Origin of the sequence: Mycobacterium pseudokansasii, assembly GCF_900566075.1 — a bacterium.
Taxonomy (GTDB): domain Bacteria; phylum Actinomycetota; class Actinomycetes; order Mycobacteriales; family Mycobacteriaceae; genus Mycobacterium; species Mycobacterium pseudokansasii.
The window spans coordinates 4,865,167-4,886,507 of record NZ_UPHU01000001.1 but is presented as its reverse complement, the minus strand read 5'-3'; the positions used below and the strand labels follow the sequence as shown (position 1 = coordinate 4,886,507).

The following is a 21,341-nucleotide window of genomic DNA, read 5'->3' as shown; positions in this document are numbered from 1 at the left end:
GCTGTATCGGACTACAACGGCGTAGGAAGTGTTGAGCATGACGGCACCGAGCAGGGTATCCGGTTCCCCTAGACATCCCATTCGCCCACGGGACGTTCTGAAGGCACGTAGACTACAGGCACGCAGATTTGCCATCAGCGACGGCGCTCCGGTGGAGGTCGTCGAGTCTGGCCCAAGTCTTGCTGCGCGAGTTGCTACGCTGGCGTCGCGGCTGACGATCCGGCCGGTTCTCACTGTGGGCAGCTACGTTCCGCATGTGCCGTGGCCGTGGGGCCTGATCGACCACGCAGCCAAGATGCTGCTTCCGGCACCGATAACCGTCAGGGCCTCGGTGAGCTTGCCTAGTGCGTCGGCGCAATTGGTTCGGGCGCGCGGCGTGCTGCCCGCGGACGGCACCCGGCGAGTGGTTCTGTATCTGCACGGCGGCGCGTTCCTGACCTGTGGAGCAAACTCGCACGGGCGGCTCGTCGAGTTGCTGTCACAGTTTGCTGATTCGCCCGTCCTGATCGTCAACTATCGGCTGATGCCCAAGCACTCGATCGGGATGGCGCTCGACGACTGTCACGACGGCTACCGCTGGTTGCGGCTGTTGGGTTATGGCCCGGAGCAGATCGTGCTGGCCGGCGACTCCGCCGGCGGCTATCTCGCATTGGCGCTCGCGCAGCGTCTGCAGGACGAGGGCGAGGAGCCGGCAGCTTTGGTAGCGATCTCGCCACTGCTACAGCTGGCAAAGGAAAACAAGAAGGCGCATCCGAACATCAAGACCGATGCGATGTTCCCGGCAAAGGCCTTCGACGCGCTCGACCAATTGGTTGCTAGCGCCGCTGCCAACAACGCTGTCGACGGCAAACCCGAGGAGCTGTACGAGCCACTGGAGCACATCCGGCCGGGCCTGCCGCGAACCCTGATTCACGTGTCCGGATCCGAGGTGCTGTTGCACGACGCACAGCTGGCCGCGCGCAAGCTGGCGGCGGCCGGTGTGCCCGCGGAGCTTCGCGTCTGGCCCGGCCAGGTGCATGACTTCCAGGTCGCCGGGCCGCTGCTGCCCGAGGCGGTGCGCTCGCTGCGCCAGATCGGCGAGTACATCCGGGAAGCCACCGGCTAGCAGCTGGATGTACGCGGGCCCAAACCGCCTGAGACCATGAACGCATGCGGATCGCGCAGCACATCAGTGACCTCATCGGTGGCACACCACTGGTCCGCCTGAACTCGGTCGTCCCGGGCGGGGCCGCGACCGTGGCGGCAAAGATCGAATATCTCAGTCCGGGCGGCAGTTCCAAGGATCGGATCGCGGTGAAGATGATCGACGCCGCCGAGGCCAGCGGACAGCTGAGGCCCGGCGGCACCATCGTCGAGCCCACCTCCGGCAACACCGGGGTCGGGCTGGCGTTGGTGGCTCAGCGCCGCGGGTACCGGTGCGTGTTCGTCTGCCCGGACAAGGTCAGCGAGGACAAGCGAAATGTCTTGCGCGCCTACGGAGCCGAGGTAGTCGTGTGCCCGACGGCGGTGCCGCCCGCCGACCCGGACAGCTACTACGGCGTCTCCGACCGGTTGGTCAGAGAAATCGACGGCGCCTGGAAGCCCGACCAGTACGCCAACCCCGAAGGCCCGGCCAGCCACTACGCCACCACCGGGCCGGAAATCTGGGCCGACACCGACGGCAAGGTCACTCATTTCGTCGCCGGCATCGGCACCGGCGGAACGATCACCGGCGCGGGCCGCTATCTCAAAGAGGTGTCCGGAGGCCGGGTGCGCATCATCGGCGCCGACCCCGAGGGCTCGGTGTATTCGGGCGGCACCGGCCGCCCCTATCTGGTGGAGGGGGTCGGCGAGGACTTCTGGCCGGCGGCCTACGACCCGTCGGTGCCCGACGAGATCATCGCGGTGTCGGATTCCGACTCGTTCGACATGACCAGGCGGTTGGCCCGGGAGGAAGCGCTGCTGGTGGGTGGGTCGTGCGGGATGGCGGTGGTGGCGGCGTTGAAAGTGGCCGAAAAAGCCGGGCCCGACGCGTTGGTCGTCGTCCTGCTGCCCGACGGCGGTCGCGGTTACATGTCGAAGATCTTCAATGACGCGTGGATGTCGTCGTACGGGTTCTTGCGGAGCCGTCTGGACGGGTCGGCCGAGGAAGCCACGGTCGGTGATGTGCTGCGCCGCAAGTCCGGTGCATTGCCCGATCTGGTGCACACCCATCCGTCCGAGACGGTGCGCGACGCAATCGGGATTCTTCGCGAGTACGGGGTGTCGCAGATGCCCGTCGTCGGCGCCGAGCCGCCGGTGATGGCCGGCGAGGTTGCCGGCAGTGTGTCCGAACGCGAACTGCTGTCGGCCGTTTTCGAAGGCCGCGCCAAGCTCGCCGACGCCGTCTCACAACACATGAGCCCGCCGCTGAAGCTGATCGGGGCCGGCGAATTGGTCAGCGTGGCCGAAAAGGCGTTGCGGGACAGCGACGCGTTGATGGTGGTGGAGGAAGGCAAACCGGTTGGCGTGATTACCCGCTACGACCTGCTGGGTTTTCTGTCCGAAGGGGCGGGTCGACGCTGAGGAACGGCGGAGGATAGGCACGCGACACAACGCGGCCGGCGGCTTTCTCCCAGCCTCCCAACGGCATCCGACCTCAGGTACTGTAAGGCCGCCTCAAGCGAACCCTGAGTGGAAGGTTGCTCCCATGACCGATCAGCCGCCCCCCGGCGGGTCTTACCCCCCACCGCCACCGCCTCCCGGCTCCTCCGGTGGGTTTGAGCCACCGTCCCAGCCTTCGCAGCCGAGCGGCGCCTACCCGCCGTCTCCGGCGCCTGGCTCCTACCCGCCGCCTCCGGCGCCTGGCTCCTACCCGCCGCCTCCGGCGCCTGGCGGGTCTTATCCGCCCCCACCACCCCCGCCCGAGGGCGGCTATCCGCCACCGCCGCCTCCGTCGGCCGCCGGCTACGCGCCGCCACCGCCGGGGCCGGCGATCCGCTCCCAGCCGACGGAGTCCTACACCCCGTGGATCACTCGCGTACTGGCCTTCCTCATCGACACCGCTCCGATTGTCGTCGTCTACGGCATCGGTTGGGTGATCGCAATGGTCACTCAGCAGTCGTCGTGCGTCACCAGCGTCAATCAGTACGACGTGAGCCAGTACTGCTATGCGCAGGACTCGATCATCGGTGTGCTGGCGCAGGGGCTGGCATCGCTGGCAATACTGGCCTACTGGGTGTGGAATTACGGCTACCGCCAAGGCACCACCGGATCGAGCATCGGAAAGTCGGTGCTGAAGTTCAAGGTGGTCAGCGAAACCACCGGTCAGCCGTTGGGCTTCGGGATGTCGCTGGTACGTCAACTCGCACACTTTGTCGACGCGATCATCTGTTACGTCGGCTTCCTGTTCCCGTTGTGGGATGCAAAGCGACAGACGCTGGCCGACAAGATCATGACCACGGTCTGCCTGCCGGTCTGACACTGGCAGCGACCTCGGCAAGGCGCTATCCCGGCCGTGCAGCGGCGGCCCGGGGTAGTGCCTTGCTACTAGGCTTGAGCACCGATGAATAACGACCGCCGGGAGCACCACCAGTTCAGCGGGCTAGCCACCAAAGCCATCCACGCCGGCTACCGGCCCGACTCGGCAACCGGAGCCGTCAACGCTCCGATCTATGCCAGCAGTACGTTCGCCCAGGACGGTGTCGGCGGGCTGCGGGGCGGCTACGAATACGCTCGCACCGGCAACCCGACGCGGGCCGCCTTGGAGGCGTCGCTGGCCGCCGTCGAGGAGGGCGGGCACTGCCGGGCGTTCAGCTCCGGGATGGCCGCCGCCGACTGTGCGCTGCGGGCCATACTGTCACCCGGGGATCACGTGGTCATCCCCGACGACGCCTACGGCGGCACCTTCCGGCTGATCGACAAGGTGTTCACCCGGTGGAACGTCGAGTACACACCGGTGGCGCTTTCCGATCTGGATGCGGTGCGCGGTGCGATCACGCCGCGCACCCGGGTGATCTGGGTGGAAACACCGACCAACCCGTTGCTGTCGATCGCCGACATCGCTGGAATCGTCCAGCTGGCCGCGGACAGCTCCGCAAGAGTGCTGGTGGACAACACGTTCGCATCGCCGGCTCTGCAGCAGCCGTTGACGCTGGGCGCCGACGTGGTGTTGCACTCGACCACCAAGTACATCGGCGGGCACTCCGACGTCGTGGGCGGTGCTCTGGTCACCAACGACGAGGAGCTGGACCAGGCGTTCGGCTTCCTGCAGAACGGGGCGGGAGCCGTCCCGGGTGCGTTCGACGCCTACCTGACCATGCGCGGGCTGAAGACCTTGGTGCTGCGGATGCAACGACACAGCGAAAACGCTTGTGCCGTAGCCGAATTCCTCGCCGAGCATCCCGCGGTCAGAACTGTGCTGTATCCGGGACTCCCAGACCACCCCGGACATGACGTCGCCGCGCGGCAAATGCGCGGCTTCGGAGGCATGGTCTCGGTGCGCATGAAAGCGGGCCGGGAAGCCGCCCGGGATCTATGCGCCAGCACCGAGGTCTTCATCCTGGCCGAATCGCTGGGCGGGGTGGAGTCGCTGATCGAACACCCCGCCGCCATGACCCATGCGTCGACGGCTGGCTCGCAGCTCGAGGTTCCCGACGATCTGGTGCGGCTTTCGGTCGGCATCGAGGACATCGCCGACCTGCTCGGCGATCTTGAGCAGGCGCTCGACTAGGCGCGCCGACGAAGCGTCGGTCAAATCACGCTCGGGGCGCTTGGGGCGCTTAGGGCGCTTGGGGGGCAGGATTACGAGTGGTACGGCTCCGCGCTGACCAGGGTCACCTCGACGGTGTTGCCGTTGGGCACCTTGTAGCTGCGGGTCTCACCGACCCTGGCGTCGATCAGCGCGCCGCCCAGCGGTGAATTGGGCGAGTAGACCTCGAGCTTGCCGTCGTTGACACCCTCCTGACGGGTGGCGATCAGGAACGTTTCGGTGTCGGACTCGTCGCCGTTGTAGTAGACCTTGACGACCGAACCGGGCAGGGCCACCCCCGACTGCGTGGGCGCTTCGCCGACCTTGGCATTGCTGAGCAGGTCCTGTAGCTGACGGATGCGAGCTTCCTGCTGGCCCTGCTCCTCGCGAGCGGCGTGGTATCCGCCGTTCTCACGCAGGTCACCTTCCTCGCGGCGGTCGTTGATTTCGGCGGCGATGATCGGACGATTCGCGATCAATTGATCGAGCTCGGCCTTGAGTCGGTCATGTGACTCCTGGGTCAACCAGGTCACCTGAGTATCCGTCATCTCGTCGCGCTCCTTGTGTTCTCTTATGCGCAGTCGCCTAAGGTGCTGATCCCGCTGTCGGTGTGCGGGTTGCCGCCCCGGTTGCTGTCACGCCGTTTTGCTCACGGCCGTTAATGCAGCAATACACGGTCCAAAGCAGGACCGTGCATCCAGCAATGTTACCACTGCGCAAACACTCGATGACGGCATCTGCGCAGTTCGGCTCACGATGAGCCGGAAGACGCGACTCAAGACGAGCGCAGATATGCGGGCACGTCTGTGCCGCAACCATATATGTCCGCCATCACCGGCGGCTTGCTCGATTTCAGCGTCGTCGTCACCTGCACGGTGTTCTGATCCGACGGTGCCACCAGCACTTCGCGTCGACCCGTCTCGCTGCCGTCGTGGGCGCGAACCCGCACAATGCAGTCCACCGGTCGCGACGGGTCTTTGCGGGTCACGCTGATCGTCACCGATGCCGTTTCGTCGTCGATCACCCGATAGGCGGCCAGCGAGCCGGTGACGGCACTGGTGTCGATCCGTTGATAGGCGATGAAGGCCACGGCCAATCCGGCCGCCACGGCCACCACCGACAAGATGATGGCCAGGCGGCGCCGCGACCGGCCGGACAGCCGCGCTCGCCCGTAGCGGGCTTCGGGACGGGAAGGCGGTGCTGTGTTCATGCCTCGTGGATGGCTGGCTGCGCAGGATGGAACGATCGAGACTGGAATTATAGGGTCGCAACCGGGCGAGCAGCAGACCGGCCGGCTGGCACAGGAACAAGGGAGCACGTGAGCGAACTGCGGTTGATGGCGGTGCACGCCCACCCCGACGATGAGTCCAGTAAGGGTGCGGCCACTCTTGCCCGGTATGCCGACGAGGGCCATCGCGTGTTGGTGGTGACGTTGACCGGCGGCGAGCGGGGCGAAATTCTCAACCCGGCGATGGACCTGCCCGACGTCCATGGCCACATCTCGGAGATCCGCCGGGACGAGATGGCCAAGGCTGCCGAGATGCTCGGTGTGGAGCACACCTGGCTGGGCTTCGTCGACTCCGGACTGCCCAAGGGTGACCCGCCACCACCGCTGCCCGAAGGCTGCTTTGCGCTGGTCCCGCTGGAGGAGTCGATCGAGGCGCTGGTGCGGGTGGTCCGTGAGTTCCGGCCGCACGTCATCACCACCTACGACGAGAACGGCGGGTACCCGCATCCGGATCACATTCGTTGCCATCAGGTCTCGATCGGCGCCTACGAGGCGGCTGGCGACTACCGTCGATTCCCGGATGCCGGTGAGCCCTGGACGGTGTCCAAGCTGTACTACATCCACGGATTCTTGCGGGAGCGGATGCGGATTTTGCAGGAGGAGTTCATCAAGCGCGGCCAGGAGGGCCCGTTCGCCAAGTGGCTCGAGCACTGGCATCCCGACCACGATCCCTTTGCCAACCGGGTGACGACGCGCGTCGAGTGCTCGAAGTATTTCGCTCAGCGTGACGACGCGCTGCGAGCGCACGCCACCCAGATCGACCCGAACGCCGAGTTCTTCGCCGCTCCGCTGTCCTGGCAGCGGGAGCTATGGCCGACCGAGGAATTCGAATTGGCGCGCTCGCGCGTTCCCGTCCGTCTGCCGGAGACGGAGTTGTTCGCCGGGATCGAGCCGGACCAGTGAACGGCGTTTTGCTCAGCGTGATTGCCGACGATGCGCCCCGCAACCACGGCCCCGATTTTGGCAAGGCCAGTCCGGTGGGGCTGCTGGTCATCGTGCTGTTGGTGGTCGCCACGCTGTTCCTGGTGCGATCGATGAATCGGCAACTGAAGAAGGTTCCCGAATCGTTCGACCGCCAGCACCCCGAGCCTGACCAGGCTGCCGACGAGGGCACGGACCCGGTCACTCCCGACGAGCCGCCCCGTACCGACGGCAAGGGATCCGCGAGACCACCGGGACCCGCCGATGACCCCGGCTGATCCGTCCGGAGCCAATACCCTCGCGGCAGCCACCAGCCCATACTTGCGTCAGCACGCCGACAACCCGGTGCACTGGCAGCAGTGGACCCCGCAGGCACTGGCCGAGGCGGCCGCGCGCGACGTGCCGATCCTGCTGTCGGTGGGCTACGCCGCCTGCCACTGGTGTCACGTGATGGCCCACGAATCCTTCGCGGACGACGCGGTGGCCGCGGTGATGAACGCCGGATTCGTCTGCATCAAGGTGGATCGCGAGGAACGGCCGGACATCGACGCGGTCTACATGAACGCCACGGTCGCGCTGACCGGACAGGGCGGTTGGCCGATGACGTGCTTCCTGACCCCGGACGGGCGGCCCTTCTTCTGCGGCACGTACTACCCGAAAGACGCTTTCCTGCAACTTCTTTCGGCCATATCCGAGACCTGGCAGCAGCGCCGCGACGAGGTCGAGCAAGCCTCGGACCATATCGCCGGCGAGCTGCGCTCGATGGCGTCGGGCCTGCCCGGCGGCGGGCCGGATGTTGCGCCGCGGTTGTGCGATCACGCCGTCGAGGTTGTGCTGGGTGACCAGGACACGGTTCACGGCGGCTGGGGCAGGGCACCAAAATTTCCGCCGTCGGCGTTGCTCGAAGGGCTGCTACGACATTACGAGCGCACCGGTTCCTTGGCGGCTCTTCAGGCGGTGTCGCGCACCGGCACCGCCATGGCCCGGGGCGGCATCTACGACCAACTCGCCGGCGGCTTCGCCCGATACAGCGTCGACAACGCTTGGGTGATACCGCATTTCGAGAAGATGCTGTACGACAACGCGCTGCTGCTGCGCGCCTACGCACACTGGGCCCGCCGCACCGGGGATCCGCTGGCCCGCCGAATCACCGCCGAGACCGCGCGGTTCTTGCTCGACGAGCTGGCCGACGGTGAGATGTTCACGTCGTCGCTGGATGCCGACGCCGACGGCCGCGAGGGCTCCACCTACGTGTGGACCCCCGCGGAGCTGACCGAGGTGCTCGGCGCCGACGACGGGCGTTGGGCAGCAGAGGTTTTCGCGGTCACCCGGTCCGGCACCTTCGAACATGGGACCTCGGTGCTGCAGCTACTCAGGGATCCCGACGACCCGCAGCGTTTCGAGCGGGTCAAGAACGCATTGTTGGCGGCCCGGCTCACCCGTGCCCAGCCCGGGCGCGACGACAAGGTCGTCACCTCCTGGAACGGGCTGGCCGTCACAGCGTTGGCCGAGGCCGGCCTGGCATTGCCGGAGCCACGACTGCTGCGAGCCGCGCAGCGCTGTGCGACCGCGCTGATGGACTTGCACGCGGTTGACGGCCGGTTGCGGCGTGCCAGCCTGGGCGGGGTGGTCGGCGACAGTGCCGCCATCTTGGAGGACTACGCGATGCTGGCCACCGGTTTGCTGGCGCTGTACCAACTGAGTTGCGATGCGGCCTGGCTGACGGCGGCTAGTGGCTTGCTGGATACCGCGTTGCAGCACTTTGCCGATCCGCAGCATCCGGGCCGGTGGTTCGACACCGCCGAAGACGCCGAGCAGCTAATATTGCGGCCGGCCGACCCGCTGGACGGGGCGACACCGTCTGGCGCGTCATCGATCGCCGAGGCGTTGCTGACCGCCGCACACTTGGTCGAGCCTGGCCGCGCCCAGCGGTATTTGCAGGCGGCCACGAACACGCTGCGCGAAAATTCAGTATTGCTGGCGCGGGCGCCACGGTCGGCCGGTCACTGGCTGTCGGTCGCGGAGGCGGCGGTGCGTGGGCCGCTGCAGATTGCGGTCGCGTGTGCCGATCCGCAGTCACCGTTGTTGGCCGCCGCTCGCCGACTCGCGCCGGGAGGGGCGATCGTCATCGGTGGCGGGGTGGGCTCGTCGGCGCTACTGATCGACCGGGACCGGGTGGGTGGCGCCGACGCGGCCTACGTGTGCCGGGGTCGAGTCTGTGACCTGCCGGTGACCAGCTCAGACGAACTCGCCGCCGCTCTGCGACCGCCGGGATAGTAGCGTGCCCCCCATGCCGGACCGCACCGACAGAGCCCAGGCGATCGCTGGCACCGTCCACCGTTACATCGAGGTGCTCAACGACGGCGACGTCGAGGACTTGGTCAACTTCTACGCCGCCGACGCCACTCTCGAGGATCCCGTCGGCGGGGAGGTGCACATCGGAACGCAGGCAATCCGCGGCTTCTACTCGGCGATCGTCGGGCTCGAGCGGGTGTGTGAACTGGTGTCACTGCGGGTCTCGGGCAACGAGGCGGCCTTCCAGTTCCGGCTGACCGTGACGGCCGGCGACAACGCGATGCGGGTGGAGCCCATCGAGGTGATGGTGTTCGACGACCGCGGCAAGGTGACCGCGATGAAGGCCTACTGGTCGGCCACCGACGTCACCCGGCTGTAGCTTTGCGCGTGCCGACGATCCCGGCCGGGAAGCGGCCGGGTGAGGAGGTGCGCAATCGGGCTTGAGCGGCGGTCAGAACACCACAAACCACATCGCGATGTAATGGCAGATCGCCGCCACCGCGGTGCAGGCATGAAAGAACTCGTGATAGCCGAACGTCGACGGCCACGGGTCAGGCCACCGTACTGCGTAGAGAATGCCGCCGATGCTGTAGAGAGCGCCGCCGACGAACAGCAGCACCAGCGCCGTCACCCCCGCGTTGTGCAGGATCGTCGCCGTGTACCAGACCGCAACCCAGCCCAGCAGAAGATAGAGGGGTACACCCACCCAGCGCGGTGCCGTCGGCCAGCACATCTTCAGCAGCACCCCGGCGATCGCACCACCCCACACGATCGACAACACGACCCGCCCCGCGTGGCCCGGTAGGGCCAACAGCGCGAACGGTGTGTAGCTGCCGGCGATGAATACGAAGATCATCGAATGATCGGCCCGCTTCATCCAGACGCGGGCCGTCGCGGATTCCCAGTTGACGCGGTGATAGGTGGCGCTGACGGTGAACATCACCACGGTGGCCATGATGTAGGCCAGCGTCGCCAGCCCGGCCTTAGTGGAGCTGACCGCCCAGGAGACTGCGACCAGGGAGGCCCCGGCCAAAACGGCGATACCGGCGGAATAGACGTGGATCCAGCCGCGGAACCGGGGCTTGTGCAGGGCCCGGGTAACGCCCTCGACGATGTGGTGGGCAGCGTTGGACGGCGTCAGCCGGTGTGCTTCGGGTGCTGCGGTGGCCTGGCTGCTCATGTCTCCCATCTCCCCGTTGTGTTATCGCCGGTAACCGTCACGATCACCATAGTCGCGTTGGTCGGCGCAGACAGTGACGACGTGGGCGGGCGCGCGGTGATTTTGGCCCGGATCAAGACCGGAATCTGGTGTCCGTCACAGTAGTCTGGATTCTCGTGGAGATCATCCCACCGCGGCTCAAAGAGCCGTTGTATCGCATTTACGAGCTGCGCCTGCGGCAGGGTCTGGCCGCCACCAGGTCCGAATTGCCGCGACACATCGCGGTCCTGTGCGACGGCAACCGGCGCTGGGCGCGCAGCGCCGGTTACGACGACGTCAGCTACGGCTACCGGATGGGCGCGGCCAAGATCGCCGAGATGCTGCGGTGGTGCCAAGACGCCGGCATCGAAATGGCCACGGTCTACCTGCTTTCCACCGAGAACCTGCAGCGTGATCCTGACGAGCTTGCCGGACTGATCGAGATCATCACCGACGTCGTCGAGGAGATCTGCGCCCCGGCCAACCGCTGGAGTGTCCGTACCGTCGGCGATCTGGAGCTGATCGGCGAGGAGCCGGCCCGCCGGCTGCGCGAGGCGGTGGAATCCACGCCCGCGGCGGCGCCGTTCCATGTCAATGTCGCCGTGGGCTACGGCGGGCGCCGGGAGATCGTCGACGCGGTCCGAGCGCTGCTCAGCAAGCAGCTTGCCAACGGCGCAACCGCCGAGGAGCTCATTGACGCCGTGACGGAAGACGGCATTTCCGAAAACCTGTACACCTCTGGCCAACCCGACCCCGACTTGGTCATTCGCACCTCGGGCGAGCAACGCCTGTCCGGATTCTTGCTGTGGCAAAGCGCCTATTCGGAGATGTGGTTCACTGAAGCGCACTGGCCCGCGTTTCGCCGGGTCGATTTTCTGCGCGCGCTGCGTGATTACAGCCAGCGCCACCGCCGCTACGGCAAGTAACCCGTGCCGATCGCAAGCGCGGCGGAGCCGGGCGCAGCGGGTCGGCACGAATCGAACCCGGTGCCGATCGCAAGCGCGGCGGAGCCGGGCGCAGCGGGTCGGCACGAATCGAACCCCGTGACAAACTGAATGCATGGCTGCGCTGTCGGCGGCGGTGTTCACGGTGAGCCTGTGGCTGGGGCTGTATCTGCTGGCCCGTGATTCGCGCAAGCCGGTGCTGGTGTTGGCGGCGACCGGACTGTGCGGTTTCGCACTGGTGGTGGCCTTGGATGCGGTGCGCACGACCAGTGTCGTGCACGCCGCGCTGCTGAGCCGGCTGGAGATCTACCTTGTCGCCGTCCCGGGCGTCGCGTGGTTGGCGGTGCTCCTTGAGCTGGCCCGGCCGTGCGACAGCTGGCGGTCCCGCACCCGCGAGCTCGCACTCATCGGCGGTGTCGCGGCGCTGACCCTGTTCGGCGCGACGATGGCGGGCGGCGTCACCGGCCCGTTGCGGGCCGGCCATCTGATGATGTTGGCCGTGATATCGGCGTCCACCCTCGGGGCGATGGTCGTCGCGGTGCTGCGGCCCGCGCAGCCGACCCCGGTCGTTGGCGTGGTGATTGTGGCAACCCTGTTCTTCGCGCTGGCCAATGCCATCCTGGTCATTCCGCTGGGCCTGGTGCCCAGCTGGCTGGCTCTGACGTCGACGGGTTTCGACGTCTTGGCGCTCGGGGTGGCGGTTGCTCTGTCGGACGCCTTCGACGAGGGCCAGGCGTTGCGGGCAGACATGCTGCGCTCGTTTTTCGGCACGCTGGCGGTGGCGGCGTTGTTCGGCGGCCAGGCGCTGATCGGTTTGGCGGTGACCCGCACTGAGCCGACGGCGCAGACCGCGCTAACGGTGCTGCTTTTCACCAGCGTGGCGATCGCGATCATCGTGCAGGTGCTCGCCGATCCGCTGGCCGGGCTGCTGGACCGGCTGGCGTTTTCCCGGTCGCCCGGGCTGCGCGCCGACCGGGCCGCGCTGCGGCATACCGGGGCGGGTTTGCCGCTGCGGTCGGTGAACCCCCTCGCCGACATGGACGACGACACCTTCGTCCGGCTCACCCGCCGGGCGCTGGGCCACTACGGCGATCTGACCAAACTCGTCGCCAGCCCGCTGACCGCTTTGCCGGTGATCGATGAGCGGTTGGCCGCACGCGGGGCACCCGACCATCCTTTGGAGCGGGCCAACGAACTCAAGGCCGTGCTCGCCGACGGCATTGCCCGGCTCAAGCCGCGCGACGCCGGCGATTTTGGAACCACCGAACACTGGCGTTACTACAACTCGCTGTATTTCCCCTATGTCGTGGGGGTGCGCGCCTACGCACAAAACGCCACCGCTGCCGGTTTGGATACGACCGCCCGCCAAGCCTGGCAGTGGCTGGTCACCGAGGTGCCGCAGCGCTCACTGCACAACTGGCAGAATGCCGCGGCTCGGCTGATCGCCGCCGATCTGCGCGGGCGGGTCACCGTTCCCAGCGATTAGCCCGGGCGCCGGCCGGCGTACCATCCTCAGCGTCCTGAGCGTCGAATATCCGGTTGGGTAGGGCCGAAAAGGGTCAGTCATGGCAGCAAAGCTTCCGCCGGCCAGGGTCGTGCGGTCGTAGAGACGGTGCGGCATCACCTCGGTCGATTGCATCGCGGCTTGGTTCCGGCACCGGTCGCGCTGATGGAAATGATTCTGGGGGCGTGGGCGGCTCAGGCGATCACCGTCGCCGCGGACCTCGGTATCGTTGACGTGCTTGCCAAGGGGCCTCTGAACGCCGAGGAACTCGCGGCAGCCGTCGGCGCCGACGTCGACGCCGTCAGCCGGCTACTGGTGCCTTGATCGGGCGCGGCATCTTCCGGCAATGCCGCGACGGCCGCTACGCATTGACCCCGCTGGCGGAAGCTCTTCGCAGCGATGCTGACGTGTCGTTGGCCGGGATGGCTCGATTTGTGGGCGCTCCTGCTCATCGAGACCACTGGAGTCGGCTGACGGATGCGGTGCGCAGCGGCCACACGATTGTCCCGGCATTGCACGGCAAACCGTTCTTCGACTATCTCGCCAGCGAACCGGCGCTCACCGAAATCTTCAACCAGGCCATGACAAGTTCGTCGGAACTGTCGATCGCGCCGGTGGTCGCCGCCTATGACTTCAGCGGCTGAGGGACCGTCGTCGACGTCGACGTCGGTGGCGGACATGGCCGGCTGTTGGCCGCGATCCTGACGTCGGCGCCGCAGGCCCGTGGCATCCTGTTCGACCTTGGCCACGTGGTTGCCGGAGCCCCCGACCTGCTTTCCGAACACCGTGTCGCGGACCGGGTTCGGATCGAAGCTGGTTCGTTCTTCGACGAGATACCGACCGGCGGCGACGCCTACGTCCTCAAGCACATCATCCACGACTGGCCCGACGAGGACGCGGTGCGAATCCTTCGCAACGTCCGTGCGGCAGCGGCAGCGGGCACGAAGGTCTTGCTCATCGAGCAGGTGATTCCGCCGCATGACCGGGAATTCATGGGCAATGGGTCGACCTGGAGATGCTGCTGCTCGCCGACGCGCGCGAACGCGCCGCCGACGAGTACGGCCGACTCCTCGGGCGCGCGGGCTTTCGCATGACCCGGGTGGTGGCAACCGCCTCGCCATACAGCCTGGTCGAGGGCATCGCGGTGTGATCTTGGCCCGTCGATGGCAGTAGCTGGCAGTGCCATGCGTCGATCTGGCAGTGCTTGGGCGGCACCGTGAAACCCGTTCGACAATCCGCCTTCCGCACAGCCAAGGAGTAATGACATGACCGCTCTTTCCGATCCGACAATCCGGCCCCTGTACGACTCGACGGACTCACTGCTGCGGTTCGCAATGCGTGCCGATGCCACGTTGACGGGACTGCTGGGTCTAGCCGTCGCCGTCGCCGCCGACCCGATTTCGCAGATGACCGGCCTGACGTCCGGTCAGGAATACAGCATGGGCGCTTTCTTCGTGCTCTACGGCCTAGTGGTGTTCGGCCTTGCCGCACTGCCGTACCTGCGCCGGGTGGGTATCGGCGTCGTCGTGGGCAACATCGTCTACACCCTGGCCGCCGTCGTGGCCGCCGAGCTGGTGCCCATGACCGTCGTTGGCGTGGCCGCGACGCTGGCCAGTGGCGGGTACACGGCGTTGTTCGCCGGTCTGCAGTACCTGGGGGTGCGCCGGCTGGCGGCCTAGTCGCCGCGTTACTGACGCGGGGCGCCGCGGTATGCCGTGGCCGCCCCACGTCAGCCATTTGGCGGCGCTTTCGGCAAAGGCGGAAGACGTCGTTTCCCGCGGCGATACGCCCCAAACTCCGGTCATTGCCGGCAGCCGACGTGATTCAGGTGCAGAGATTGGAGGCCGCCATGTCGTTCGTGATCGCGAGGCCGGAAATGATGGCCGCAGCAGCCACCGATGTGGCCGGTATCGGTTCGAGCATCAGTGCGGCCACCGCGGATGCCGCGGCCCGAGGGCCGGCCTGGTGGCGGCTGCCGCCGACGAGGTGTCGGCCGGCGTCGCCGCACTGTTTTCCGCCTACGCGCAGGCCTATCAGAACCTCGGTACGCAAGTGGCCGGTTTTCATGCACCGCTCGTGGCAGGCCCTGACGGCAGGTGCGGGTGCGTACGCGAGCACCGAGGCCGCCAATGTCGAGCGGAACCTCCTCAATGCGATCAACGCGCCCACCCAGGCGTTGCTGGGGCGGCCGCTGATCGGCAACGGCGCCAACGGTGCGCCCGGGCAGCCGGTGGACCTGGTGGGCTACTGCTCGGTAACGGCGGTAACGGCGGTAACGGCGGTAACGGCGGTAACGGCGGTAACGGCGGTAACGGCGGTAACGGCGGTAACGGCTCCAATGGTGGCATCGGGGCGAGGGCGGCACGGGCGGGCTGCTGTTCGGCTAGCACGGAGTCCACGGCGCATCGCCGGTCCGATTCGCCACCGGCTCGACGCGGGACGTGCTACAGCTTGCGCAGCCGCAGCCGGTTGATCGAGTGGTCGGCGTCTTTGCGCAGCACCAGGGTGGCACGCGGCCGGGTCGGCAGGATGTTCTCGACAAGATTGGGCCGGTTGATCGACCGCCAGATCTCCCGGGCCGCGACCACGGCCTGCGGGTCGGACAGTGCCGAATAGTGGTGAAAGTGTGACTCCGGGTTGGCGAACGCCGTGCTGCGCATGGCCGAGAATCGCGACACGTACCACTGCTCGATGTCCTCGATACGCGCGTCGACGTAGAGGGAGAAGTCGAACAGGTCCGAGACCATCAGGGTGGGGCCGGTCTGCAAGACGTTGAGCCCCTCCAGGATCAGGATGTCCGGATGGCGGACTACGTGTTTGGCCCCGGGAATGATGTCGTAGTGCAGGTGTGAATACACGGGCGCACACGCATATTCCGAGCCCGACTTCACCGAAGTCACGAACCGCATCAGCGCCCGGCGGTTATAGCTCTCCGGAAAACCCTTGCGGTGCATGAGGCTTCGCCGCTCCAGCTCGGCGTTGGGGTAGAGAAAGCCGTCGGTGGTCACCAGGTCCACCCGCGGATGGTGGTCCCAGCGGGCAAGCAGCGCCTGTAGCACACGTGCGGTGGTCGACTTGCCGACCGCCACGCTGCCGGCCACACCGATGATGAACGGCACCGGTCGGTTCGGGTTCTGTTGCGGCTCGCCGAGGAATTCGGCGGTGGCGGCGAACAACCGCTGACGGGCGGCGACCTGAAGGTGAATGAGCCGGGCCAGAGGCAGATACACCTCTTCGACTTCCAACAGGTTGATCTGCTCACCCAGACCACGCAGGCCGACCAATTCCTCTTCGGTGAGGGCCAGTGGGGTCGACATACGAAGCGCGCGCCATTGCTTTCGGTCGAACTCGACATACGGGCTCGGCTCGCTAAGCCGTGGCATGGTGTCAGTCTTGCAGGGATCGACGCGGGTCTGACGGCTGGGCCGGGTAAAGCGTGCGGCATGGCTAAGGCGAAGTGCCCGGCTATCAGCGACGACCGGACCCGGGGGCCAGCGCCGCGGCCGGGGTCGCCGACGGGTGGGCGGGTCGTTACCCGGTTACCCGCCTGATGAGGTGAGACCTCTGGTAGCCGGGGAGACCACCGGATGGGGTGCGCCGAACATGATCAGCCCCGAAGCGGCGCCCTCGATAGACTGGCGCCCGTGACTGCCGCACCTGACGCCCGTACTTCCGCCCACGTAAGGGTCTCTGAGACCAGCTCGGTCATGTCCGCCCCGCTGGCCGAGGTCGACCCCGATATCGCAGAGCTGCTGGGCAAGGAACTCGGCCGGCAACGAGACACCTTGGAGATGATCGCCTCGGAGAATTTCGTGCCGCGATCGGTGTTGCAGGCTCAGGGCAGCGTGCTGACCAACAAGTATGCGGAGGGGCTGCCGGGCCGGCGGTACTACGGCGGTTGTGAGCACGTCGACGTGGTGGAAAACATCGCCCGGGACCGGGCCAAGGCGCTGTTCGGCGCCGATTTCGCCAACGTACAGCCGCATTCGGGCGCCCAGGCCAACGCCGCGGTCTTGCATGCGCTGATGACCCCGGGGGAGCGGCTGCTGGGTCTGGACCTCGCCAACGGCGGCCACCTGACCCATGGCATGCGGTTGAACTTCTCCGGCAAGTTGTACGAGAACGGGTTCTACGGTGTGGACTCCACGACGCACCTGATCGACATGGAGGCGGTGCGCGCCAAGGCGCTGGAATTCCGGCCCACGGTGATCATCGCCGGCTGGTCGGCCTACCCCCGGATTCTCGACTTCGCGGCGTTCCGCGCCATCGCCGACGAGGTCGACGCGAAGTTGTGGGTGGACATGGCGCATTTCGCCGGTTTGGTTGCCGCCGGATTGCATCCGTCGCCGGTGCCGCACGCCGATGTGGTTTCCACCACGGTGCACAAGACGCTCGGCGGAGGCCGTTCCGGCATGATCCTGGGCAAGCAGGAGTACGCCAAGGCGATCAACTCGGCGGTGTTCCCCGGTCAGCAGGGCGGACCGTTGATGCATGTGATCGCGGGCAAGGCGGTCGCGCTCAAGATCGCTGCCACCCCCGAGTTCGCCGACCGCCAGCGGCGCACCCTATCCGGTGCCCGGATCCTTGCCGAACGACTGCTCGGTGACGATGTCGCCAAGGCCGGTGTCTCGGTCGTCAGCGGCGGAACCGACGTCCACTTGGTGCTGGTCGACCTGCGCAACTCTCCACTGGACGGCCAGGCCGCCGAGGATCTGTTGCACGAGGTGGGAATTACGGTCAACCGCAACGCCGTGCCCAACGACCCCCGCCCGCCCATGGTGACCTCAGGCCTGCGGATCGGAACGCCCGCGCTGGCTACCCGCGGGTTCGGCGATGCCGAATTCAGCGAAGTCGCCGACGTGATCGCTACCGCCCTGGCCGACGGCAGCGGTGCCGATGTCCCGGCGCTGCGCGCCCGGGTGACCCGTCTGGCCAGGGAGTTTCCGCTGTACGAGGGCCTCGAGGATTGGAGCCTGGCAGGTCGCTAGCCGGCGGCGAAACGTGTTGTCAGCGTGATCACGCGGGTAAGCCACGACACGCGCCGCCCCAATTTCACGAAACCTGTGTCGTCGGGTTACAGTTACTGCATGGCACAGAAACCTGTCGCTAATGCGCTGACCCTGGAACTCGAGCCTGTGGTGGAACAAAACATGGCTCGACATCTTGACACCGAGGACATCTGGTTCGCCCACGACTACGTTCCGTTCGACCGGGGCGAGAACTTCGCCTTTCTCGGCGGACGGGATTGGGATCCGTCCCAGGCGACGTTGCCGCGGGTCATCACCGACGCCTGCGAGATCCTGTTGATCCTCAAGGACAACCTGGCCGGCCATCACCGCGAGCTGGTCGAGCACTTCATCCTCGAGGAGTGGTGGGGACGCTGGCTCGGCAGGTGGACCGCCGAAGAGCACCTGCATGCCATTGCGCTGCGCGAATACCTCGTGGTGACCCGCGAGGTGGATCCGGTTGCCAATGAAGAGGTCCGGGTCCAGCACGTCATGAAGGGCTACCGCGCCGACAAGTACACGCAAGTTGAGACGCTGGTGTACATGGCGTTCTACGAACGCTCCCTGGCCGTTTTCTGCCAAAACCTGGCCGCGCAGATCGAAGAGCCGATCCTGGCCGCACTCATTGACCGGATCGGCCGCGACGAGGTGCGCCACGAGCTGTTCTTCGCCAACCTCGTCACCCACTGCCTCGACTACTCGCGGGACGAAACGGTCGCGGCGATCGCGGCCCGCGCTGCCGACCTCGAGGCCGTCGGTGGCGACATTGACGCCTACCAGGACAAGGTGCAGAAGGTGGCCGACGCCGGGATCTTCGGGCCGCAGCAGCGGCGGCAGGTGATTTCCGATCGCATCACCGCCTGGGGGCTGGCTGACGAGCCCGCGCTCAAGCAGTTCGTCACCGGCTAGTCCCAGCCTGCACGGAGCGCGTCGGCGCGCCTGCGCTGCGGCGGTGTCGTCACCGGAGTAGCGTCGGCTTCGATGGTCAGCGACATGCTCTGCTGCCAGGGCGGCACCTCCCGTCACCACAAGGGCAGGACCGGCCCCGGTCCTGGTGCTGCGGCCCGCGCCGACACGCTCGTGTGGGTCCGCCCGGGCGTCATTCGCTCGAGGAGCGCCCCGTGACCGAACTCCGGACTTACGTGCTCGATACCTCTGTGCTGCTGTCCGATCCCTGGGCATGCAGCCGGTTCGCCGAACACGAGGTGGTGGTTCCGCTGGTGGTGATCAGCGAACTGGAGGCCAAGCGCCACCACCACGAGTTAGGCTGGTTCGCTCGCCAGGCGCTGCGGTTGTTCGACGATCTCCGGCTGGAGTACGGACGGCTGGATCAGCCCATTCCGGTTGGTACCCAAGGCGGTACGCTGCACGTCGAACTCAACCACAGCGACCCGGCGGTGCTGCCCGCCGGCTTCCGGACCGACAGCAACGACTCGCGGATCTTGAGCTGTGCTGCCAATCTTGCCGCCGAGGGCAGGCGAGTCACGTTGGTCAGCAAGGACATCCCCCTGCGGGTCAAGGCTGCCGCGGTTGGCCTGCCCGCCGACGAGTACCACGCGCAGGACGTCGTCGCCTCCGGATGGTCGGGGATGCGCGAGATCGAGACTGCTGCCGAGGAGATCGCCACTCTGTTCGCCGACGGCGAAATCGATCTGGCCGAAGCGCGGGACCTGCCTTGCCACACCGGGATTCGGCTGCTGGGCGGTAGTTCGCATGCGCTGGGACGGGTGAACCCGGCCAAACGCGTCCAGCTGGTTCGCGGTGACCGCGAAGTGTTCGGGCTGCGCGGCCGGTCCGCCGAGCAGCGGGTAGCGCTCGACTTGCTGCTCGACGAGTCGGTGGGCATCGTCTCGTTGGGCGGTAAGGCCGGCACCGGAAAGTCGGCGCTGGCATTGTGTGCGGGTCTGGAGGCTGTGTTGGAGCGACGGACCCACCGCAAGGTGGTCGTCTTCCGCCCGCTGTATGCCGTCGGCGGTCAGGAGCTGGGCTACCTGCCCGGCAGCGAGAGCGACAAGATGGGACCCTGGGCTCAGGCCGTCTTCGACACGCTCGAGGGGCTGGCCAGCCCTGCCGTGCTGGACGAGGTCCTGTCCCGGGGCATGCTCGAGGTGCTACCGCTGACCCACATTCGGGGCCGGTCACTGCATGACTCGTTCGTCATCGTCGACGAGGCCCAATCACTGGAACGCAACGTGCTGCTGACCGTGCTGTCCCGGCTGGGCGCTGGTTCGCGGGTGGTGCTGACCCACGACATCGCCCAGCGTGACAACCTGCGGGTCGGCCGCCACGATGGCATTGTCGCGGTGATCGAGAAGCTGAAAGGCCATCCGCTGTTCGCCCACATCACGCTGCTGCGCAGCGAACGGTCCCCGATCGCCGCGCTGGTCACCGAGATGCTGGAAGAAATCAGCGGGCCGCGCTGACCGTTCTCCCGAGCATGTGCCCGTAGGCACAGACTCGAAGCACCAGGGTGTTGAGCGTGCGCCCAGGGCTTCGGTTGTGCGTCCAGGGCGGCGAAATCCGGCGGATTTCGCCCTGAGCACCCGCTCGACGCCGCGAGCGCACACTCGACGCCCGGTAAACTTCCTAAGTGCCCAAACGACCCGACAACCAGGCCTGGCGCTACTGGCGCATGGTCATAGGTGTCGTGGCGGCGGTCGCGGTGCTGGTGATCGGCGGGCTGACCGGTCACGTCACCCGCGCGGACAACCTCAGCTGTTCGGTGGTCAAGTGTGTGGCGCTGACCTTCGACGACGGGCCGGGACCCTACACCGACCGGCTGCTGCAAATCCTGAAAGACAACGACGCCAAGGCGACGTTCTTCCTGATCGGCAACAAGGTGACGGCCAACCCGGCGGGCGCCAAGCGCATCGCCGACGCCGGCATGGAGATAGGCAGCCACACCTGGGAACACCCGAACATGACGACGATCCCTCCCGAAGACATCGCCGGCCAGTTCGCCAGGGCCAACGACGCGATCACCGCGGCCACCGGCCGCACGCCCACGCTGTACCGTCCGGCCGGCGGCCTGTCCAACGACGCGGTGCGGCGAACCGCCGCCAACTTCGGCCAAGCCGAAATCCTTTGGGACGTGATTCCTTTCGACTGGGCCAACGACTCCAACACCGCGGCAACGCGATACCTGCTGATGACCCAGATCAAGCCGGGCTCGGTGGTGCTGTTCCACGACACTTACTCCAGCACCGTCGACCTGGTGTACCAGTTCATCCCGGTGCTCAAGGCCAACGGCTACCGGCTGGTGACGGTCAGTGAGCTGCTCGGGCCGCGCGCGCCCGGAAGCAGCTACGGCAGCAGGGAGAACGGGCCGCCGGTCAACGAACTGCACGACATCCCGGCCGCGGACATCCCGTCGTTGCCCAACACCCCCTCGCCCAAGCCGATGCCCAACTTCCCGATCACCGACATTCCCGGCCAAAATTCGGGCGGGCCCACCAACGGTGCGTAGGGCTCGCGTAT

20 protein-coding genes and 2 pseudogenes are annotated in these 21,341 nt (G+C 66.8%); 18 read left to right on the top strand and 4 right to left on the bottom strand.

The genetic code is table 11. The features are described 5' to 3' along the window. Positions 1-37 precede the first annotated feature (37 nt). The 4 genes from EET10_RS21900 (at position 38) to EET10_RS21885 (ending at position 4,690) form a co-directional block, all read left to right on the top strand. A complete protein-coding gene (locus EET10_RS21900) occupies positions 38-1,105 on the top strand; it encodes an alpha/beta hydrolase (protein ID WP_036401769.1) in 1,068 nt (355 codons plus the stop codon). A 44-nt stretch (positions 1,106-1,149) separates the two neighbouring features. After that, positions 1,150-2,544: a cystathionine beta-synthase gene (locus EET10_RS21895; protein WP_099187644.1), complete on the top strand. Its 1,395-nt coding sequence runs from the start codon at positions 1,150-1,152 to the stop codon at positions 2,542-2,544. Positions 2,545-2,668: 124 nt separating this feature from the next. Further along, positions 2,669-3,439 carry an RDD family protein gene (locus EET10_RS21890; protein WP_099318634.1) on the top strand — a complete coding sequence of 257 codons (771 nt, stop codon included), beginning with the start codon at positions 2,669-2,671 and terminating at the stop codon, positions 3,437-3,439. A gap of 84 nt (positions 3,440-3,523) precedes the next feature. After that, complete coding sequence (locus EET10_RS21885; RefSeq protein WP_036401761.1) at positions 3,524-4,690, top strand: cystathionine gamma-synthase; 1,167 nt, start codon at positions 3,524-3,526, stop codon at positions 4,688-4,690. Positions 4,691-4,761: 71 nt separating this feature from the next. Here EET10_RS21885 and greA read toward each other — a convergent pair whose 3' ends face one another. Beyond that, complete coding sequence (greA, locus tag EET10_RS21880) at positions 4,762-5,256, bottom strand: transcription elongation factor GreA (RefSeq protein WP_036401758.1); 495 nt, start codon at positions 5,254-5,256, stop codon at positions 4,762-4,764. Between the two features lie 227 nt (positions 5,257-5,483). Next, complete coding sequence (locus EET10_RS21875; protein ID WP_036401756.1) at positions 5,484-5,918, bottom strand: DUF4307 domain-containing protein; 435 nt, start codon at positions 5,916-5,918, stop codon at positions 5,484-5,486. A 108-nt stretch (positions 5,919-6,026) separates the two neighbouring features. Between EET10_RS21875 and mca the strand changes: the two genes are divergently transcribed. From mca to EET10_RS21855, 4 genes are read left to right on the top strand one after another with little or no spacing between them, the layout of a single operon-like run. Then, entirely contained in the window at positions 6,027-6,899 is an 873-nt protein-coding gene (gene mca / locus EET10_RS21870) for a mycothiol conjugate amidase Mca (RefSeq protein ID WP_036401754.1), read from the top strand. Further along, positions 6,896-7,195: a hypothetical protein gene (locus tag EET10_RS21865; RefSeq protein ID WP_036401751.1), complete on the top strand. Its 300-nt coding sequence runs from the start codon at positions 6,896-6,898 to the stop codon at positions 7,193-7,195. The genes mca and EET10_RS21865 overlap by 4 nt, the downstream gene beginning before the upstream one ends. Next, positions 7,182-9,194, top strand: coding sequence for a thioredoxin domain-containing protein (locus EET10_RS21860; protein ID WP_036401748.1), 2,013 nt, complete (start codon positions 7,182-7,184; stop codon positions 9,192-9,194). Before EET10_RS21865 ends, EET10_RS21860 begins: the two co-directional genes overlap by 14 nt. A 13-nt stretch (positions 9,195-9,207) precedes the next feature. After that, a complete protein-coding gene (locus EET10_RS21855; RefSeq protein ID WP_036401746.1) occupies positions 9,208-9,591 on the top strand; it encodes a nuclear transport factor 2 family protein in 384 nt (127 codons plus the stop codon). A gap of 72 nt (positions 9,592-9,663) precedes the next feature. Here EET10_RS21855 and trhA read toward each other — a convergent pair whose 3' ends face one another. Then, the gene (gene trhA, locus EET10_RS21850; RefSeq protein WP_036401744.1) at positions 9,664-10,392 is read right to left on the bottom strand and encodes a PAQR family membrane homeostasis protein TrhA; all 729 of its coding nucleotides are present in this window, start codon (positions 10,390-10,392) and stop codon (positions 9,664-9,666) included. A 155-nt stretch (positions 10,393-10,547) separates the two neighbouring features. Between trhA and EET10_RS21845 the strand changes: the two genes are divergently transcribed. From EET10_RS21845 to EET10_RS32425, 6 genes and pseudogenes are all read left to right on the top strand, one after another. Then, positions 10,548-11,336, top strand: coding sequence for a (2Z,6E)-farnesyl diphosphate synthase (locus EET10_RS21845; RefSeq protein WP_036401742.1), 789 nt, complete (start codon positions 10,548-10,550; stop codon positions 11,334-11,336). A gap of 133 nt (positions 11,337-11,469) precedes the next feature. Continuing rightward, positions 11,470-12,840, top strand: a complete 1,371-nt coding sequence (locus EET10_RS21835; RefSeq protein ID WP_036401737.1) for a hypothetical protein — start codon at positions 11,470-11,472, stop codon at positions 12,838-12,840. A gap of 159 nt (positions 12,841-12,999) precedes the next feature. Then, positions 13,000-13,182 (top strand): methyltransferase family protein, encoded by a 183-nt coding sequence (locus EET10_RS32020; protein ID WP_321191457.1) that lies wholly within the window; start codon positions 13,000-13,002, stop codon positions 13,180-13,182. 98 nt (positions 13,183-13,280) lie between these two features. Then, a pseudogene (locus EET10_RS32015) lies at positions 13,281-13,952 on the top strand (methyltransferase). 171 nt (positions 13,953-14,123) lie between these two features. Beyond that, positions 14,124-14,537 carry a hypothetical protein gene (locus EET10_RS21825; protein ID WP_036401734.1) on the top strand — a complete coding sequence of 138 codons (414 nt, stop codon included), beginning with the start codon at positions 14,124-14,126 and terminating at the stop codon, positions 14,535-14,537. A gap of 170 nt (positions 14,538-14,707) precedes the next feature. Then, positions 14,708-15,242, top strand: a pseudogene (locus EET10_RS32425) (PE family protein); the annotation flags it as partial. Positions 15,243-15,302: 60 nt separating this feature from the next. On the opposite strand, the gene coaA reads toward EET10_RS32425, so the two are convergent. Then, positions 15,303-16,241 carry a type I pantothenate kinase gene (gene coaA / locus EET10_RS21815; protein WP_036401729.1) on the bottom strand — a complete coding sequence of 313 codons (939 nt, stop codon included), beginning with the start codon at positions 16,239-16,241 and terminating at the stop codon, positions 15,303-15,305. Positions 16,242-16,565: 324 nt separating this feature from the next. Between coaA and glyA the strand changes: the two genes are divergently transcribed. From glyA to EET10_RS21795, 4 genes are all read left to right on the top strand, one after another. After that, positions 16,566-17,846: a serine hydroxymethyltransferase gene (gene glyA / locus EET10_RS21810; protein ID WP_036401727.1), complete on the top strand. Its 1,281-nt coding sequence runs from the start codon at positions 16,566-16,568 to the stop codon at positions 17,844-17,846. Between the two features lie 99 nt (positions 17,847-17,945). Further along, positions 17,946-18,773 (top strand): acyl-ACP desaturase, encoded by an 828-nt coding sequence (locus EET10_RS21805; RefSeq protein ID WP_036401726.1) that lies wholly within the window; start codon positions 17,946-17,948, stop codon positions 18,771-18,773. A 212-nt stretch (positions 18,774-18,985) separates the two neighbouring features. Next, the gene (gene phoH2, locus EET10_RS21800) at positions 18,986-20,287 is read left to right on the top strand and encodes an RNA 5'-3' helicase PhoH2 (RefSeq protein WP_122502491.1); all 1,302 of its coding nucleotides are present in this window, start codon (positions 18,986-18,988) and stop codon (positions 20,285-20,287) included. A 167-nt stretch (positions 20,288-20,454) separates the two neighbouring features. Beyond that, entirely contained in the window at positions 20,455-21,330 is an 876-nt protein-coding gene (locus EET10_RS21795; RefSeq protein ID WP_063467794.1) for a polysaccharide deacetylase family protein, read from the top strand. Positions 21,331-21,341 lie beyond the last annotated feature (11 nt).